The 18545-nt window shown below is 40.0% G+C and carries 17 protein-coding genes and 3 pseudogenes; 8 read left to right on the top strand and 12 right to left on the bottom strand.

Annotated features, from left to right (window positions below; genetic code table 11):
* Nucleotides 1-143 precede the first annotated feature (143 nt).
* Nucleotides 144-1649 carry a CYTH domain-containing protein gene (locus AB1A03_RS02395; protein ID WP_354622976.1) on the bottom strand — a complete coding sequence of 502 codons (1506 nt, stop codon included), beginning with the start codon at nucleotides 1647-1649 and terminating at the stop codon, nucleotides 144-146.
* A 186-nt stretch (nucleotides 1650-1835) separates the two neighbouring features.
* Here AB1A03_RS02395 and AB1A03_RS02390 point away from each other — a divergent pair, with 186 nt between their 5' ends.
* The 3 genes and pseudogenes from AB1A03_RS02390 to AB1A03_RS02380 all read left to right on the top strand — a co-directional run bounded on the left by AB1A03_RS02390 (nucleotide 1836) and on the right by AB1A03_RS02380 (nucleotide 4571).
* Nucleotides 1836-2513, top strand: coding sequence for a TIGR00153 family protein (locus tag AB1A03_RS02390; protein ID WP_354622975.1), 678 nt, complete (start codon nucleotides 1836-1838; stop codon nucleotides 2511-2513).
* A gap of 18 nt (nucleotides 2514-2531) precedes the next feature.
* Nucleotides 2532-3798, top strand: a pseudogene (locus AB1A03_RS02385) (inorganic phosphate transporter).
* Nucleotides 3799-3962: 164 nt separating this feature from the next.
* Nucleotides 3963-4571, top strand: a complete 609-nt coding sequence (locus AB1A03_RS02380) for a TIGR04211 family SH3 domain-containing protein (RefSeq protein WP_354622973.1) — start codon at nucleotides 3963-3965, stop codon at nucleotides 4569-4571.
* 242 nt (nucleotides 4572-4813) lie between these two features.
* Here AB1A03_RS02380 and AB1A03_RS02375 read toward each other — a convergent pair whose 3' ends face one another.
* The 3 genes from AB1A03_RS02375 to AB1A03_RS02365 form a co-directional block, all read right to left on the bottom strand.
* Nucleotides 4814-5371, bottom strand: a complete 558-nt coding sequence (locus tag AB1A03_RS02375; RefSeq protein WP_354622972.1) for a flavodoxin family protein — start codon at nucleotides 5369-5371, stop codon at nucleotides 4814-4816.
* 199 nt (nucleotides 5372-5570) lie between these two features.
* Entirely contained in the window at nucleotides 5571-6368 is a 798-nt protein-coding gene (locus tag AB1A03_RS02370; protein ID WP_354622971.1) for a general secretion pathway protein GspB, read from the bottom strand.
* 21 nt (nucleotides 6369-6389) lie between these two features.
* On the bottom strand, nucleotides 6390-8015 hold the full coding sequence (locus tag AB1A03_RS02365; RefSeq protein ID WP_354622970.1) for an AAA family ATPase: 1626 nt from the start codon (nucleotides 8013-8015) through the stop codon (nucleotides 6390-6392).
* 211 nt (nucleotides 8016-8226) lie between these two features.
* Here AB1A03_RS02365 and AB1A03_RS02360 point away from each other — a divergent pair.
* Together AB1A03_RS02360 and AB1A03_RS02355 are read left to right on the top strand one after the other, a co-directional pair.
* Nucleotides 8227-9461 (top strand): annotated as a pseudogene (locus AB1A03_RS02360) (multifunctional CCA addition/repair protein).
* On the top strand, nucleotides 9458-10174 hold the full coding sequence (locus AB1A03_RS02355) for an ABC transporter permease (protein ID WP_354622969.1): 717 nt from the start codon (nucleotides 9458-9460) through the stop codon (nucleotides 10172-10174). Before AB1A03_RS02360 ends, AB1A03_RS02355 begins: the two are co-directional and overlap by 4 nt.
* On the opposite strand, the pseudogene AB1A03_RS02350 reads toward AB1A03_RS02355, so the two are convergent.
* From AB1A03_RS02350 to AB1A03_RS02340, 3 genes and pseudogenes are all read right to left on the bottom strand, one after another.
* Nucleotides 10164-10967: pseudogene (locus AB1A03_RS02350) on the bottom strand (undecaprenyl-diphosphate phosphatase). The gene AB1A03_RS02355 and the pseudogene AB1A03_RS02350 sit on opposite strands and share 11 nt — an antisense overlap.
* 34 nt (nucleotides 10968-11001) lie before the next feature.
* The gene (gene folK, locus AB1A03_RS02345) at nucleotides 11002-11484 is read right to left on the bottom strand and encodes a 2-amino-4-hydroxy-6-hydroxymethyldihydropteridine diphosphokinase (RefSeq protein ID WP_354622968.1); all 483 of its coding nucleotides are present in this window, start codon (nucleotides 11482-11484) and stop codon (nucleotides 11002-11004) included.
* Nucleotides 11484-11738, bottom strand: a complete 255-nt coding sequence (locus tag AB1A03_RS02340; RefSeq protein WP_502945901.1) for a dihydroneopterin aldolase — start codon at nucleotides 11736-11738, stop codon at nucleotides 11484-11486. Before AB1A03_RS02340 ends, folK begins: the two co-directional genes overlap by 1 nt.
* A 205-nt stretch (nucleotides 11739-11943) precedes the next feature.
* Between AB1A03_RS02340 and plsY the strand changes: the two genes are divergently transcribed.
* The 3 genes from plsY to gloA all read left to right on the top strand — a co-directional run bounded on the left by plsY (nucleotide 11944) and on the right by gloA (nucleotide 13542).
* Nucleotides 11944-12540, top strand: coding sequence for a glycerol-3-phosphate 1-O-acyltransferase PlsY (gene plsY, locus AB1A03_RS02335; protein ID WP_354622967.1), 597 nt, complete (start codon nucleotides 11944-11946; stop codon nucleotides 12538-12540).
* Nucleotides 12541-12622: 82 nt separating this feature from the next.
* Nucleotides 12623-13048, top strand: a complete 426-nt coding sequence (locus AB1A03_RS02330) for a c-type cytochrome (RefSeq protein ID WP_354622966.1) — start codon at nucleotides 12623-12625, stop codon at nucleotides 13046-13048.
* An 86-nt stretch (nucleotides 13049-13134) separates the two neighbouring features.
* A complete protein-coding gene (gloA, locus tag AB1A03_RS02325; protein WP_354622965.1) occupies nucleotides 13135-13542 on the top strand; it encodes a lactoylglutathione lyase in 408 nt (135 codons plus the stop codon).
* A gap of 107 nt (nucleotides 13543-13649) precedes the next feature.
* Here the strand turns inward: gloA and trpS are convergent, their stop codons facing one another.
* From trpS to AB1A03_RS02300, 5 genes are all read right to left on the bottom strand, one after another.
* Complete coding sequence (trpS, locus tag AB1A03_RS02320) at nucleotides 13650-14651, bottom strand: tryptophan--tRNA ligase (RefSeq protein ID WP_354622964.1); 1002 nt, start codon at nucleotides 14649-14651, stop codon at nucleotides 13650-13652.
* Nucleotides 14652-14669: 18 nt separating this feature from the next.
* A complete protein-coding gene (locus AB1A03_RS02315; RefSeq protein ID WP_354622963.1) occupies nucleotides 14670-15341 on the bottom strand; it encodes a phosphoglycolate phosphatase in 672 nt (223 codons plus the stop codon).
* A 5-nt stretch (nucleotides 15342-15346) separates the two neighbouring features.
* Nucleotides 15347-16021: a ribulose-phosphate 3-epimerase gene (gene rpe, locus AB1A03_RS02310; RefSeq protein ID WP_354622962.1), complete on the bottom strand. Its 675-nt coding sequence runs from the start codon at nucleotides 16019-16021 to the stop codon at nucleotides 15347-15349.
* A gap of 72 nt (nucleotides 16022-16093) precedes the next feature.
* Nucleotides 16094-16915, bottom strand: a complete 822-nt coding sequence (locus AB1A03_RS02305; RefSeq protein WP_354622961.1) for a Dam family site-specific DNA-(adenine-N6)-methyltransferase — start codon at nucleotides 16913-16915, stop codon at nucleotides 16094-16096.
* Nucleotides 16908-18533, bottom strand: a complete 1626-nt coding sequence (locus tag AB1A03_RS02300; RefSeq protein WP_354622960.1) for an AAA family ATPase — start codon at nucleotides 18531-18533, stop codon at nucleotides 16908-16910. Before AB1A03_RS02300 ends, AB1A03_RS02305 begins: the two co-directional genes overlap by 8 nt.
* Nucleotides 18534-18545 lie beyond the last annotated feature (12 nt).

The following is an 18545-nucleotide window of genomic DNA, read 5'->3' as shown; positions in this document are numbered from 1 at the left end:
TTTGCACCTGAAGTAATAAATAGGCTAACAGTAACCATCGAGTATAACGACTCAGCTACTGCTATACACAGATAATTAATAACAAACTGTGATCTAAAAATGAAAGCTTTCTCTGTATTGATAAAATAAAGATACTAATTATTTTAATCACTCAGTTTTTCATTCCAAAAACTCTCTTTTAATAAGGCTTGTTGTTTTGATTGCTCAAGCGCGTGGGATAATGACTCTTGCTTGCGTTTTATCCACCTAAAATAGTCTAGCTGACGTGCTTTATCTGTTTCTATCTCGGCAAAATCATCGACAATTTTAATCATGGATAACTCTTTTAACCCTTGTTTAATATCTAACCACGGCGCATAAAAATTAAAATAGTCATCGTGAGAAAACAAATTAGCGACACTTAATCCCATTAATAGATTACCTTCAAGCAAGCCTTGATAGGCAAGCAATTGGTTATCTCCATGATTCTGCAAAACTTCTCGAAATGATTGCCATACTTCACTTAACCGCTGACAGGCAAACTCCTTTATTTCGTGGCTTTTTTCGCTCGCAAAGGTATTTTTCTCGAGCTGTATAAGCCATTGGGTGAGCGATAAAACAAACTGGCAGTAACGAGAAGAGTGCAACAGTGCACAAATACTCTCTTGACTTGGCAAGCTGTTATCCTGCTGCTCTATCTGCTTAAGTAATTTTTTATACTTGGTTATTTTACGTAAATAGTATCCTTTATTATTTAATAAATTTTGATTGTCAGAGTGGAGTTCTAGCCAAGAGAATGAACGCGCTAGCCAATGTAATCCTTCAATCCATGGCGCTTTTAAAAGCATTGGCGAATGGTCTTTGAATAAAGATAAATTTTGATGCACAAATTTAATCCCCACGACCAATTCATTTAATGCCGCATCTTGGTATGATTCTAAGTAGCAATTTTCATGGTATTGGATGTGTCGTAGGCCATGTTGTATGTTCGTCATCAACGCTTGTGCGATAGACATTGATGGTAAAAGCGGAGACTCAAGCAACGGTTTTACAACAAATTCCGTTTGATCACCAAGCATATAGCCACGCTGCGCCTTGCTAACGTTACTTAAACGTACCTGTGGCAATAGTGCAATTTGCTCTGCGAGTATAAATAGTTGTTTTTCATCGCCCTTGATAAGTTCAAGTTCTATTTCACAAATATCTTTTTTATCTTGTTTCGCTTCGATAAAACCACGATCATAGGCCACTTCGATTAAGGTCGCTTCACTCATCTCGAGTAACCATGTTTGTCGTGTAAAGTCCGTGCTGAAAATAGGCACCAACTCATTTTCAAGTGCTTTAATGTCGCACTCATCTGGCCATATCTTACTATTAAAGCGCGCCAATTCAGGGCGTCCACCTTCAATTGGCTCATTATATTCTGGCCGTTGATGTAGCCCGCCAATAACACGCCCAGAGGTTTTGATAGTTTGTACTGAGCGATTATCACAACTCCGTACACGCAACCCCATATCCATCTTTCTCAAAGAACGATCACTTGTATCAAAATAAACATTATGCAAAAGCTGCTCTTTTGTGGAGATAACCTGCTGTGATTTGATGGTATTAAACAATTCCTGTTCAAAATCAGCACTAAAAAGAAATTTTATCTCTATTTCTGTTTCCATAATATTTACCAAATTACCTTTTAATCGAAGATGCGGGATACTGAATATAGTAATAATATCGTAAAAAATTAGCAATTATACAAAATTCAAGTTCAATTGTATGGAAAAGAACGTTAACATGCGCCGGATATTTACTATGCTATGTATTTATAAAAATGATCGTCAAACTTAAAAATAGGATCAATTATGCCAGTTAACTCTATATTTGGGGTATTTGCAAAATCTCCAATCAAGCCTATTCAGCTGCATATCGATAAAGTAGCAGAATGTAGCCAGTTGCTAATTCCTTTCTTTAAAGCCAGCCATCAACAAGATTGGGTTGAAGCTGAAAAAATTAGAAAAGAAATTTCCAAGTTGGAAAAAGAAGCAGATGTGCTAAAACGTGAGTTACGTTTAACACTACCGAAGGGCTTATTTATGCCTATCTCGCGTGCTGATTTTATTGAGCTTGTTAATCGCCAAGATAAAATAGCCAATACAGCAAAAGATATTGCAGGCCGAGTCGTTGGTCGTCAATTACAATTGCCGGCTGAAATAAAAGTAGACTTTATCGCCTATGTACAACGCTGTATCGATGCCGTCCTACAAGCCAATAAAGCCATCAATGAACTCGATGAATTGCTGGAAACAGGTTTCAGAGGACGCGAAGTTGATGTAGTAACAAAAATGATCTCTGAGCTAGCAGCAATTGAAGATGATACTGATACCTTACAAATAAAACTTCGTAAAGGGTTATTAGTCGTAGAGCAGCACCACAATGCCGTTGATATTATGTTTCTTTATCAAATTCTAGAATGGGTAGGACAACTAGCAGATCATTCAGAATTAATTGGCACACAACTTGAACTTATCCTGATTCGCTAGAAAATTTAAGGATTCACCATGGAAATTATATCGTCTTACGGCAGCATACTGGTTATATTTGCAGCAGTTGTTGGTTTTTTGATGGCCTGGGGCATTGGCGCCAATGATGTCGCTAATGCAATGGGAACTTCTGTTGGTTCAAAAGCATTAACTATTAAACAAGCAATCATTATTGCAATGATTTTTGAATTTGCTGGCGCCTATTTGGCGGGAGGAGAAGTAACATCAACGATCCGTAATGGTATCATTGATGCAGGCTTCTATACCGACAGCCCTGAACTATTAGTCTTTGGTATGATCGCAGCCTTATTAGCGGCCTGGCTTATGGCTAGTTATCGCCTCTTACTTTGGTTGGCCTGTCTCAACAACACATTCTATCATCGGTGCTATCATCGGCTTCTCAGCCGTTGGTGTAGGTGTTGATAGTGTGACTTGGAGTAAAGTAACAGGTATTGTCGGTAGCTGGATTATTACCCCTTTAATATCTGGGCTTATTGCCTACTTTATTTTTATGAGCTCACAACGATTGATCTTTGATACCAGTGATCCTATTAAAAATGCTAAACGTTATGTACCGCTTTATATGTTTTTAGCAGGGTTCATCCTTTCATTAGTTACTATCATGAAAGGACTTAAGCATGTTGGCTTACACCTTTCAAATGGCCAAGGCTTCCTACTGGCATTAGGCATGGGATGCGCAGTGGCTGTGATCGGAAAATACTTTGTTAATCGTGTAAAAATAGATCCCAATGCAGATAAAGACATGCACTTTGCAAATGTTGAAAAAATCTTTGCTGTATTAATGATAGTAACAGCCTGTGCAATGGCATTTGCACATGGTTCTAATGACGTGGCCAATGCAATAGGTCCTCTAGCGGCAGTAGCAAGCATTGTTCAACAGGATGGCATAATCGTGGGTAAGGCTGTCTTAGCACCATGGATCCTACCATTAGGCGGTATCGGTATCGTGTTAGGCTTAGCAATCTTCGGTAAACGCGTAATGGCAACCATTGGTCAAGGTATCACCCACCTTACACCAAGCCGTGGTTTTGCTGCTGAGCTTGCTGCTGCATCAACCGTTGTTATTGCCTCTGGTACAGGACTACCAATTTCCACCACGCAAACCTTGGTTGGAGCGGTATTAGGCGTAGGTATGGCTCGTGGTATTGCTGCACTTAATCTAGGTGTCGTACGTAATATCGTTATCTCATGGATTGTTACCCTACCTATTGGGGCGGCTTTATCTATTGTATTCTTCTATATGATACAGGCGATTTTTAACTAAAAATCACCTAACTCGGCGAGATGAGAAAAGCGATTTTTAACTAAAAATCACGTTACATAAAAATAAAAGAGAGCATTCGCTCTCTTTTTTACATCTAAGGCTTCTCCTCGGACACAATTACTTTTAGAATAAGGTTTCTGCTCATTTAGCTAATAGGTACCGCCTTGAAAATATTTAAATATCTCACTGTAATACTCCCGCTCTCCCTATCCATGAACCTATTTGCGGCAACCCGCTATGTTAGTGACGATGTTTCTATCTACGAGCACTCAGGCCCTAGTTTACAATATCGCATTATTGGCACGCTTAATGTTGGCACCCCCGTTGAAACGCTGCAGTATGATGAAAAAACCAAATTTATGCAGATAAAAAAGGCAAATGGCAAGACCTCTTGGGTACAAAATCGAGAGTTACAAGAAACACAACCAGCAAAGGTTTTATTGCCTAAAGTGCAACTTGAGCTACAACAAGCGCAGCAGAAATTAGCCAATATCGCGCAAGAAAATGAGCAAGAAATGCAAAATACGGTGCAATCTCTTAACGAAAAAGAGGAATTAATTGCTAACTTAATGGATGAGAAACAAACTCTCTTACAAACTATCGATGAGTTAAAAGCGCGTAACTTAGAACTTGATTTACTACAAGACACTAAAGATGAGCGCATTAAGATGGAGTGGATGATGTATGGTGGCAGCGTACTCTTTTTCGGCTTATTAATCGGCTTAATTATTCCGTTTTTACCTCGTCGTAAAAAACGCAACAATAATTGGTAATAATGGCGTCAGGCGTTGTCTAATTAACAGCGCCTGCCGTAATATAATAATTATACCAATTCCGATAAATAGCTGATCTATTTTACTGGTTAAAACAACTTACTGCTGCGTTGTAATTTTCGCAAAGGGAATAACCATTTACGTCAAATTACGCCTTGAATTAAGCTGTTTTTCCTGCGCAAAATCTAAATCACATACTTACCGGAATTGGTATTACTTATCAAACACCCGAATTCACCAGACTACTTGCCTTTAAGCATTACAGCGACCTTTGCAACTCGCTCACCATACAAACGAGCCGTCTCTAAATCGCCTTCTGGTATCGCATCTTCAGCAGCGTCTGATGGCGATTGTACTAACACCCCCGCAGATCCTCCCATCGCATTGATATCATTACGTGTTGATGCTAGTTTGTTGCTTGGAAGCAACCCTAAACTCACCCAAATACCACCATGTTGAGAAGCGAGCGTTTGTAAGTAAATTAAGCTAATTTGCTTATCACCATTCAAGCTCGCACTATTGGTAAATCCACCAAATACTTTGTCCTTCCACCCCTGAGTAAACCATACTTTCGATGTACTATCGGCAAATTTTTTAAATTGCCAAGGCACCGACCCCATATAGGTAGGCGCCCCAAAGATGATGGCATCAGCATCACTCAGAGTATCCCAATCACTCTCTGTAATTTCCCCCGTCGCATCAACTTCAATGCAATGTGCTTGTGCACCTTTAGCGACATATTCTGCAACTCGACGTGTATGACCATATCCAGAATAATAAATAACCACGGTATTACTCATAAACTCCCCCTGTTTAAATAAAAAGATACAACTGTTAAATTCAACCATTTTCAGTATAGCTCTGAAATATTATGGTCATAGCTTGTTGAGGAAAAATATGGCGCATGATGAGTTTACACATGGCGATGTATTATTTAAATCGAACAATCTGCTGTTTAGCGTAACACAGCGGTCACGCTAAAATAGATCAACCCTATGTTCAAAAACCATCCCAGTTTTCTAAAGATTCAAGGCTAAAACTACGCGGCCCAAAACGAAAGATAGTACGATTGGGTTGGATCTCCACAACCTCTATATTGGTTGAATGGCTAAATTGCCCCTCTTTTAAATCTTCCCCATTAATACGCACCCAGCGATCTTGCTGCTTTGATGAATACATATGAGAATCGTACTGTAAAGGTGGTATTTTCCTTTGCAATTCGCTATCCATTTGGTGAATATCTCTACCATCATTATTAATAGGCGGAGTGTTACTGGACTCGACTTTACCCAACTCATCGACCATAAGCAGCGCTGTTTGAAAGCGCTTCTGCAAATCTGAAGGGGTATCTCCATAATCAATTTCTTGTGTTGTATCATCAGCTAACAGATCACTTCCCTTCTCTGCTGCTGCGACTGGCGCTGTCACCGCTGGCAGTAATGGTGCCGTAACCACTTTCACCTCCGGCTCTTTCTTTATTACCGGTAACGGCTTCACTGAAAAGGTAATTTTTTCGACTCGATTGCGATCTTTTGGCGGCACACTCTTTGCTACTTCTGGCTGAGATTCTGTTTTTTCAATAACTATTTCAGGGCTAATTTGTATAGCATCAACTCTTGCATCCCGTGGCTTAATTAATAAAAAAAGGACCGTGATGAGTAAACAAAGTACAACGAGTAGGGAGACAACAAGCGCTCTTTTTAATTTCGTATGCCTATTATCTTTATTATATAATTCAGTACCATAGGGTAGTTGATGTGCTCTGCTCTTTTGTAATGCTCGTGAAATAGTGGACATTAATTTCGCTCTTCTACTAAATTAGGTAAATCGGGATGATTTAATCGCATTAATGCCATCAGTGTTCGAGCCGACGATACCGTCATCTTCGAGACCCTGCTCCCTCTGAAAATCAACAACTTGTTGTAACAATGATAAATCAAAGCGATCTTTATTCTGGGTGGGTAATCCCGCAATGCTATTTAACTGGGAGGACAACCAAGCAACCTTCGCGTTTTTTTGCCCAAACTGTAAGGCACTTTCTAGTATAAAGGGCGCTTGCCAAAGCAATGTCACCTCGCCTTGCCAATATTTACTTAACCAAGAGGCAGAAACGTTAATGACTTGATCTGCAATTAATAGTTGGTAATTGTCGTTAACTTTATAGAGGACAACGTAAGCATATTGATCTTCATTTTCTAATTTAATAATCGCTGGGTAATTGGCTTGTTTAACCTGTTCAAGGGACATATATTCACTAAAACAGCTTAATAGGATACTTCCCCCGAGCTCACAATTTACCGTTTGCGCTTCGGTTTGATACCCCCACAGAGCATAGAGTGTCACTAATGCATCGGCGAATTCATTGTCTGTTAAGTCCAGTGTTGGATAATTATCAAACCAGTTTCCGTCCTCTGCAACATGCCTGTCCTCCTTTGCTTCGCTTGTTTTTTGCGCAGGCGGCTCACTTACCTCTATAACTTGAATTGCTTGAGTGGCTAATAGTGGCTCGATTGTCACTTTTTTAGTTTCTACAAATAGGTTATCACTATAAAGCTTGGCCCCCTGAATCATTATAATGACGACAAATATTGTTAATAATGCAAACCGCCCCCATTGCGATAGGAACGATGATGATTTATGACGCCCATCAACCCCAATCTCATGAGCGGCAAGGCGTACCATTTTCGGTGTTACCTTAGCGGCATGCTCACTATAAGCACAGAGTAAACTTCTATCACATAATAAATTAATGATACGTGGGATACCTTGGCTTATTTTAAAAATTAAAGCGATGGTATTGCGATCAAAAAGAGGAGAGCGTGCGCCTGCTACATGTAAACGATGCTGAATATAATATTCACTTTCTAGGCGATTCAGTGGCAATAAGTGGTAACGAGCCGTTATCCTCTGTGCTAATTGACGAAATTCAGTCTGTTTTAATTTTTGTTGTAATTCAGTTTGTCCAATTAAAATTACCTGTAATGGTTTTTTATTATTCGACTCGATATTGGTCAATAAGCGTAGCTGCTCTAAGGATGAAAAACTTAAATGTTGCGCTTCATCAATTAAGACAATGGCACTGCGGCCTGCACGTAAATTATCCATCATCCAGGCTTTGATGGCATCAAATAACGATTTTAGATTTAGTTCATAGGCAATCTTAAATTCATCACAAATGGTCGCTAGGAGTTCAATTTCCGATAAGGCAGGATTTAAAATATAGGCAATATCGGTCTCTTCAGAAATATCCTGCAGTAATGCTCGACATACCGTGGTTTTCCCCGTCCCCACTTCCCCCGTTAGTAAAACAAAACCACCGTTATCCTGTAACCCGTAGGTTAAATGCGCCAATGCCTCTTTATGACGTTCACTTAAAAAAATGAAATCAGGATCTGGAGAGATAGAGAAAGGCTGTTTGTTTAAAGAAAAAAAATCTTGATACATGAGACAATCCAAACAATATAATTAAGCTTATATACGCAAAGTCAGCAAGAAAAAGAGTACCGAGATGCGAGCCATAAAATAGAAGTATAGTGATTCTACATCGATATTTTATAACAAAGCAGATTGGTGCTATTTTTCTTGCCCTACGGAGATTAACCATTTTTAGTAGTAGAGCGTATAATAACTAAATAAAAGGTAAAGAGGAAAAACAATGCAGGTATATTTAGTCGGTGGAGCCGTTAGAATCAACTATTACAACTTAAAATCAAAGATCGTGACTATGTCGTCGTTGGCAGCACCCCTGAACAACTTTTACAGTTAGGATATCAGCAGGTAGGTAAAGATTTTCCCGTTTTTTTAGACCCCAAGAGCAAAGAAGAGTACGCCTTAGCACGTCGCGAACGCAAAGTAGCAAGTGGTTACAATGGATTTGAATGCTATGCGGGTAAAGATGTCACCTTAGAAGAGGATTTATTACGCCGCGATTTAACCATTAATGCGATTGCACTCTCTGAACAAGGCCAATATATTGACCCCTACCATGGCCGCGAGGATATAAAAAATAAACTCTTACGCCATATATCTCCCGCATTTTCTGAAGATCCCCTGCGCGTGTTACGCGTTGCCCGTTTTGCAGCTCGCTTTCACAAACTGGGTTTTGGCATTGCTCAAGAAACATTAATATTGATGCAACAGCTCAGTGAAAGTGGTGAATTAAGCCACTTAACCGCAGAACGGGTATGGTTAGAGACAGCACAAGCTTTGCAAACAGATAGCCCACATATTTATTTTCACGTTCTGCGTGAATGCGGTGCGCTAGCAATTTTGTTTCCTGAAATAGACCGCCTATTTGGTATTCCCGGCCCTAAACGTTGGCATCCTGAAATAGATACCGGAATCCACACCTTAATGGTCGTTGAACAAGCAGCCAAACTATCTGACTCCCTCCCATTTCGCTTTGCTTGCCTGGTTCATGATCTTGGCAAGGCATTAACTCCAAAAGCACTTTGGCCGAGTCACAAAGGGCATGGCACTCTAGGCCTGAAAACGATAAAAGCACTCTGTTTACGCCTAAAAGTTCCCAATGAGTGTCGTGATTTAGCGCTATTAGTGAGTGAACACCACACGCTAGTACATAGCGCTTTTGAGCTTCGCTCAGCAACTTTAGTCAAGCTAATGGATCAATGCGATGCGTGGCGTAAAGCTGATCGTTTTCAACAAATGCTACAGTGCTGCGTAGCCGACTCTAAGGGCAGAACAGGATTCGAAGATAAACCCTATCCAAGTGCAGACTATATTTGGCAAGCTTTTTTAGTTGCAGCAAAAGTCGATGTGCAAGCGATCATTCAACAGGGTATAAGTGGTGGCGAAATCAAAAATGCATTGCGACAAGCACGCATTGATGCAGTTAGCGAGTATAAGCAACAACATAGCGAATCACTATGATTACACAGCCAATACAGACTATTTCACTGAGCAATCTTGCCTTTGCATTTATTCCCGTGGCGGTAGTGTTATTTATTCTCTTTAAATGGTCATTAGATATCCGCCGAGCGATACATGCACTAGTACGGATGCTCGTTCAGCTACTTTTAATTGGCTATGTGCTCAATTATATTTTTGCAGATAACAACAGTTTAATGATTGTTTCGATTCTACTCATGATGGTCTTTTTTTCTAGTTGGATTGCATTAAGCAACATTAAAGATCGCCGCTTACCACTATTAAAATCAACCATCATATCGATTGCATTACCGGGTAGTTTCACCCTATGGCTTATCACACAGGGCGTGTTAGAGGTACAACCTTGGTATCATGCGCAAACGATTATCCCACTCGGCGGAATGATTTTTGCGAACTGTATGAACAGTGTCAGCCTCTGCGGTGAACGCTTTTATGCTGAATTTGAACGCGATAATGATTATTTAAAGGCACGGAAAATGGCCTTTCAAGCGTCGATTATCCCCAATGTAAATGCGCTTTTTGCCGTGGGAGTGGTGTCATTACCAGGCATGATGACCGGGCAAATTTTATCGGGTATCTCACCTTTCATCGCTGCAAGATACCAAATAATGGTGATGTGTATGATTTTCGCCTCGGCAGGAATGGCATCAGCCTGCTTCCTGCTCTTACAAAGGCGAGTAATATCTAGCCCATAGATAACACATAAAAAAGTGCCACACCAAGTAACAAACGATAAATAACAAAGGGCAGCATGCCAACTTTATTGAGCAGTATAAGAAAGGCATGAATACATAAAATAGCACTCATAAAAGAGATACCGGCGCCTAAAAATAACGCCCCCCAATCTACATATTCATCGGATAATATAAATTTTAGTAAGTCATAGCCTGAAGCCATAGAGATAATGGGAATTGACATTAAGAATGAAAAACGGGCTGCCCCATTGCGCGTTAACCCCAGCATTAATCCCGCCGTAATCGTAATACCGGAACGAGAAGTACCCGGGATTAAAGCAAGCGTTTGAGCGAGACCAAATATAATCGCCCCCTTTAGCCCGGTTTGATACTCGTCTTTAAGTTGCTTAGCATGGGAGTCCGCCCACCATAGCAACAGGCCAAAAACGATGGTCGTTATAGCAATCACATAGCCACTGCGTAGGTATGTTTCTACCAAGGATTTACCGAAAAAGCCAACCAATGCAGCAGGAATAGTGGCATAAATAATCCACCAAGCAAGGCGACTATCTGCGGTTTTGGGTTGCCCACGCAATGAACCAACCCAAGCGCGACTCATGTTCACCACTTCACTGCGGAAGTAGATAAAAACAGCGGCTAAGGTACCTATATTTAAGATCAAATCAAAAGCTAACCCTTAATCTTGCCAACCTAACAGTTGTGATGGCAAGATAAGATGTGCAGAGCTAGAAATAGGTAAAAATTCAGTTAATCCCTGAATCAAAGCCAACACAACAATTTCAAGTAACGACATAGTATTGATAGTCCATATAAATTAAAAAATGAAGTTAAAGCCCAGCTTCAATCTTCCATAAGTTTTGTTTTTCTTTAGGGTACTTAGCCCATAAATTTTGGTATGTTTCACCTGAGAGAGGGTCTGTTAGACGTGGAGCCAAATCTGCTAATGGCTTTAATACAAAGGCATTTTTTGTAATTTCTGCGCGAGGCAAATCAAATTCCGGCGCTATTTCTTGATCATATAAAAGCAAATCTAAATCTATTGTTCTTGGTGCAAATTTAATCGCAAACTCAGGGCGACCATTTGCTAATTCAATCTTTTTTAACTGCTTTATAACATCTACGATAGCTAGGTTAGTGGTAAATTTTGCGACTAAGTTATAAAAATTAGCACCGCTAAATCCGACGGCTTCACTTTCATAGACCGGAGATATCTGTACATCTGAAAATAAAGCCTGTAACGCAGCAACGCCTAACTGAACATTTTCACTTCGATTAATACTTGAACCAATACCAACAAAAACCTCAGCCACTAACGTATACCACGCTCGATTTGTACACCTAAACTTTGTGCTTTTGGCAAAGCGCCGGGTTTATGCAGAGTCAACTTAATCCAAGGCACGGAAAAATCGGCCATGATAAGTGCTGCCACACGTTCGGCCATGGTTTCTAATAATTCAAATCGGTGAATTTGTGCAAACTGATTGACCTTTTCGGAAACACTAAAATAATTAAGGGCTAAATTAATATCATCACTAGCCGCGGCGGGTTTATTATCAAAAGCCATTTCGAGATCAAAATAGAGCTTTTGCTGAACCTCTTTTTCCAGTCATACACACCGATTGTTGTAATAACCTCTAACTGTTTAATAAAAATAATATCCATTTACACCCTTTAAAATGCTATCGCTGATCAAAAAATCCACGTACTATTAGTCACTAATTAGTATTGGATACTAAGTATTTTACCTGATCAAGAAGAAATAAATACAAATGATTATCCTGACAACCGCATTTTTTATGTTTTGCTCCTACCTCTTAGGTGGATTGAACGGCGCAATATTACTTTGCCGCCTTAAAGGCTGGGCCGACCCTCGCTCACAGGGGTCAAAAAATCCAGGTGCAACCAACATGTTGCGACTACACCATCCGCAAGCTGCAATTAGTGTGCTGTTATTCGACCTAATAAAGGGCTGCATCCCCGTTTATCTTGCTTATTTTTTAGGTTACCCCCCTGTACTAATAGGCTTTATTGGCATCGCAGCTTGCCTCGGACACATTTTCCCTCCTTTCTTCCAATTTAAAGGGGGTAAAGCGGTGGCCACCGGCCTTGGTACTTTGTTACCTTTAGGTATGGATATGACAGGTTTAGTACTATTAACTTGGTTACTATCTGTTGCCGTGACAGGATATGCTTCATTAGCTGCTATCATCACCGTCATTGCAGCACCGATTTTCGTTTCGCAAATAAAACCAGAATACACCATCCCGGTTATCATGCTCTCAATATTAATTATTCTGCGCCATAGTGGAAATATAAAACGCTTATTACAGGGTAAAGAGAAAAAAATAGTGAACTGGAGGCAATAATGTGGATAAAGACATTGGTTGTTATTGGTAAGCTCGTTATAATTAACATTTTTACAACATATACATTAATCTGGAGTTTACTGTGCAGCTAATTAGACGCATCCCATTACTACTAACTGTAGCAATTAGCTTGGTTAGCCTCTCAAGTTTGGCACAAAATCAATCTGAAGGTGAAATAGCCGCGCGAATAGCACCTGTCGGCGATGTTTATTTACAGGGTGATATAGCAACAGCTGAACAAAGTACAGCGTCAAGTGAGCCAGCAGAACCGCGCTCCGGCGAAAAAATCTATAATACCTATTGTGTCGCCTGTCATGCCACAGGAGCGGCAGGCGCCCCAATTACAGGCGATGCAAAAGCATGGAGTCCACGTATAGCACAGGGTCAAGAGACATTACTAAAACATGCAATAAATGGCTTAAATGCCATGCCACCAAGGGGCACATGTGCTAATTGTAGCGATCAAGAAATGGCCTCAGCGGTTGCATTCTTAACCAAAGGTCTGTAATGATCTAACAATATCTGTGACGATTTACAAAACCACCGATAGGTGGTTTTTTTATATCCTTTTTTTCAACAATCTATGAGGTCATTATGCGTTTATTACACACCATGTTACGTGTCGGTGATTTACAAAAGTCGATCGACTTTTATACCACTATTTTAGAAATGAAATTACTACGTCAATCTGAAAACAATGAATACAAATACACCCTCGCCTTTTTAGGTTATGGCGATGAAACTGATAACACGGTACTTGAGTTAACCTATAACTGGGGCACAACAGAGTATGACCTGGGCAATGCCTATGGACACATTGCCATAGAAAGCGATGATATCTATGCAACCTGCGAAAAAATCAAAGCAATGGGCGGGCAAGTTACCCGCAACCGGGGCCCGGTTAAAGGCGGCACAACCGTCATTGCCTTTGTCAAAGATCCCGATGGCTATATGATCGAACTAATTAATAAAAAAGATGCGGGTAAGGGGCTAGGTTTATAGCAATTTCTTTAACAATGGCTATAAGTAAAGAAGCCTAGCCCACAAAGCAAAAAGCCTAACGAGTTCAATGTTAGGCTTTTTGCTTTTTCAGATAAAGATTTTCTATTTTATTTTGGTAAGAAACCAACCCGGTCATATACCTTAGCTAACGTCTCTGCGGCACGCTCACGTGCTTTTTCAGCCCCAATCCGAGCAATTGACTGTAGCGCTTGTTCATCGGCTCTTAACTCTTTAAAACGCGCTTGTATCGGAGTTAATAACTCAACAACCGCCTCTGCGGTATCCTTTTTAAGGTGACCATACATTTTATCTTCATATTCAGGAACAAGCTGTTCAATCGATTTACCCGTAGAGCATGACAATAGGGTTAATAAATTCGATACACCAGCTTTTTCTTCTGTGTCAAAGTAGATGCGTGCTTGTTCATCAGAATCGGTTGCCGCACTTTTTATTTTTTTCGCTATCTGCTTTGGATCTTCTAATAATTGGATAATGTTTTTCACATTATCATCGGATTTAGACATTTTCTTGGTCGGTTCTTGCAAACTCATAATGCGCGCACCAAACTTTGGAATCGCTGGCTCTGGCACCACAAAGGTATCACCATAGGCGTTATTAAAACGGATCGCGATATCGCGGGCTAATTCTAAATGCTGTTTTTGATCGCTACCAACGGGAATACTAATCGGGTTATAAAGCAAAATATCTGCTGCCATCAATACGGGATAGCTAAATAACCCGGCATTAATATTAGTCACGTTTTTTTGCGATTTATCTTTAAATTGAGTCATACGATTTAATTCACCCATTTGTGTATGACAATTTAAAATCCATGCTAGCTCGGCATGCTCAGGCACTTGTGATTGAATGAACATGGTGCTTTTATTGGCATCAATACCAACCGCTTGATACATCGCTAAACCATCATAAATTGCACGGCGCAGAGCAGAGGGATCTTGACGTACTGTAATCGCATGAAGATCAACCAAACAGAAAAGGCAATCATGGCTCTCTTGCATCGCTACCCATTGACGCAGCGCCCCCATGTAATTACCTATAGTTAATGCGCCAGAGGGTTGGCAGCCACTTAGTACAATTGGTTTAGTCATCTTCTTTCCTTGCACTGCTTAGAGCAGATCTAATAATTCATTAAATTGATCAATAATATAATCGGGATTCAATCGGTCAACGGGTTCACCATAGTTATACCCATATGTTAATGCGATTGTCTGCACATCTGCATTTTGTCCCGCCAGAATATCGTTACGCGAGTCACCGACCATCACGGTTTGTTGTTTTGTAGCTTGTAATTTCTCACGGGCAAAATCAACTTGCATTGGATCAGGTTTATTTTTACTAAGGCTATCGCCCCCCAATAGCAAATCAAAGTAATCCAATATCGCAAAGTGACTCAGTAAAGGTGGTAAAAATTTTTCTCCTTTATTGGTGATCAAAGCGATTTGATAGCCACGACTTTTTAAGTCGCATAAGGTTTGCGCAACCCCATCGTATAATCCAGAAGCGCTATTTATAAACTGCGCATAATACTTTTCAAATAAACTGACTGCATGGTCAAAAAAAGCGCTATCAATATCATTTTTACCGACATGAATTAATGCGCGTTCAACCATTTTAGGAATACCATTGCCCACCCAGTTTCTAATATCTTGATCATGGCAATGGGGAAGCTGTAAATCATCCATCATTGCATTAAGTGCTAAACGCAAATCAGGCACGCTATTGACCAGCGTGCCATCTAAATCAAAACAGATGAGTTTAATATTCGCTATTTTTGCCATGGCGTCTACCCTTGAACAGCTGCTAATTCTGCACGCATCTGATCAATCACAGCTTTATAATCAGGTTCATTAAAAATGGCCGAGCCTGCAACAAACATATCTGCCCCCGCTTCAGCAATCTCTTTGATGTTATCAACTTTCACTCCCCCATCAACCTGTAAGCGAATATCTCGACCACTGGCTGTAATTAACGCACGCACTTGACGTAACTTTTCTAAGGTATGAGGAATAAAGGATTGCCCACCAAATCCGGGATTAACAGACATTAATAAAATAACATCTAACTTATCCATGACATGGGTTAACACCTCTAAAGAGGTTGCCGGATTTAAAACTAATCCCGCTTTACAACCATGATCTTTAATTAATTGTAGAGAGCGATCCACATGGTCGGAGGCTTCTGGATGAAAAGTAATAATGGATGCCCCCGCTTTAGCAAACTCAACAATCATCGTATCGACAGGTTTGACCATTAAATGGACATCAATCGGCGCAGTGATGCCATAGTCACGCAGTGCTTTACAGACCATCGGCCCAATCGTTAGGTTGGGTACATAATGGTTATCCATTACATCAAAATGTACTACATCGGCACCATCGTTAAGCACTTTTTCAACGTCTTCACCTAAACGGGCAAAATCAGCAGAAAGGATTGAAGGGGCAATTAAATAGTCGGTCATGGTCAGCTTCCAGTGTTAAATTGAGCGCTTATTCTACCGAAGCAAAGCGCAACAGACCATTTTTTATTGCATCTATTGTGAGGTTTTACAACCTGCAAACAGAGCAAAAAGCTCACCAACAGGCAGACGTGTTGATGACTTACTGCTGATGGTTCGCGCCACTTGCACCTTATCGCATATCGCATCACGATAAAGCTCTTGTGTTAACGTTGTATCGTGGTTACTCAGCAAGACGCTGCACTTCGATTCTCTGGCTAACTTAGCTAAATTTGCTTGATCATCTAAATTAAAGCCATCACTTGCATAACAGGTAAATGATGCACTTTTACTCAATGGCACATAGGGTGGATCGCAGTAGAGCACATCATCATCGCGTAAATACTGGAATAGCTTGTGATATGGCTTACAGGTAAAGGTCGCTTTTTTTGCTTTTTTAGCAAAAAAAAGGATCTCTTTTTCAGGGAAATAGGGCTTTTTATAACGCCCAAAGGGGACATTAAAACCACCACTTTGATTATAACGACAAAGCCCATTATAACCATGGCGATTCATATAAAGAAAAAGTAATGAACGCTGATAACTATCACTACTACAATTGAACTCATTGCGCAGTTGATAATAAACAGTTTCATTATTAAATTTATCTTGAAAATAATGTTTCGCATCAATCACAAACTGCTTCGGTTTGCGCTTAATAATTTTATACATCTCAATTAAATCAGGGTTAATATCATTGAGTAGGTATTCATCAAAGTCACTATTTAAAAACACTGAACCAGCACCAACAAAGGGCTCAATTAATCTCCGCCCCTTCGGTAAACGTTGATTAATTTGTTCAGTAAGAGTGTATTTACCACCTGCCCATTTCAGGAATGCTCTATTTTTTTTAATCATTATTTTGTTGTAAATCCTGATGAACTAACCTGTATTTTTTAATCCATCCATCCATTTTAGCTAGTGAACCCGGCAACTTTTTAGCGCCTTGCTGGGCTAATTTGCGCGTCGCATAATCGCCAAAAATTACCATATAACGGGGTTTATTATTATGTTTGGTTTGATATACAAAAACATTCTTTTGCGGTAAATTATGCACACGAATAAATCGTTGCAATGAATCCTTAGAGTCCATCGCCAATAGTTGTAGGGTATAGTGGTCAGGATTGATTGCTAATAACTTTTCCCTTGCTGTAAAAATAGGATCGGCACTGTTCTTACGTACACTTTCTTGGACTTCCTTGACCAGCACTTCAACCTGAGTTAGCCCCTCTGCATCGGAGACTTTATCAAAGCTAGCGTCAGGCTCTTCTATCACCTCTATTTTCTCATCTTCTATTAGCACCGCTAAAGGCGTTGTTTGCAGAGCACCACTAGGTGATTCAAATTGCTCTTTTAACTCAGTTTCAGAAGGAGAAACTTGCATTTCAAGCTCAACAATAGCGAGCTCACTACCGCCTATGCTATTAGCGATTTCCTGTTCAGAAATAACAACACGCGTAACACTATCATCACTGATACCAACCATTAATTTATTCTCAGCAATCTGATCATGGTGTTGATCTTTCCAGTTTCCTGCCAATGCTTCACCTGCAAATGTAGGCTCACCCTGAGAAATTTGACTATCCGCCACTAAATTAGTCGCTGCAATCTCTTCTATAGCAAATGGTTGTGGCACTAAAAGCGTCTCAGTTACTTGTTCGCTTTGTGGTTCCTCAAAAAACTTATCCTTAAGCTGAATTGCAATGACAATCACAATCAATAATAGCAAACACATAAATAAAAATGCCGGTAGACGGGCTCGAAATTTAGAGACTTCGGTATTTTCTAATTTACCTGCAATAATTTCTTCTGCTAATACGATTATTTTTTTAGGGTTACCCGCACAACCATTCAATTTTTGACTAAGCGCATCTTGATGCTGAACCTCTGATTGATAGCCATTTTGACTAAACATATGGTCTAAAAGTGCGCTTGTTTCTTCACCATTTAACGGCTCAATTTTAAATTCCAAGCAAGTGCAATTAGGATCGTGCTTCGGCATTGAGTCGCTAATATATGCAAGTTGCTTGTTGATAATTTCATCATTACCTAGCAACAAAACGTTAATTTCACTCTCACTCACCTGCGTTTTTAAGGTCATTAACTGGGCTAATTCTGAGAGTAACTGATTGGATAAATAGTCGCTGTTGTCGATGATAATAACCTGAGGAATATCGACATTAAATTTTTCTTGCAACTGCACAAAAGTGGTGAATAAAGTGTCATTTGCATCAAATAAGGGATGTTCGAATAACTGGGTTATAATTTGTTGACGAATCTGCTCATCTGGCACTGTCTCATTAAGGTTAATAAACGCTTCTTGAACATTAGAAGGCAATTGATTGGAAAGTTGCTCCATCAATGCCGTTTTACCCGAGCCATTTCTTCCTGCAATAAAAATAAGTGAAGAGGAGAGATAAATGAGATGCTGCAGCCAATGAATCAACTGCAACTGGGATGGAAGCGCTATTAACACTCTTTCAACCAT

Source organism: Psychromonas sp. MME2 (assembly GCF_040566515.1).
Classification (GTDB): Bacteria; Pseudomonadota; Gammaproteobacteria; order Enterobacterales; family Psychromonadaceae; genus Psychromonas.
This window is presented reverse-complemented; position numbering and strand designations above follow the sequence as displayed.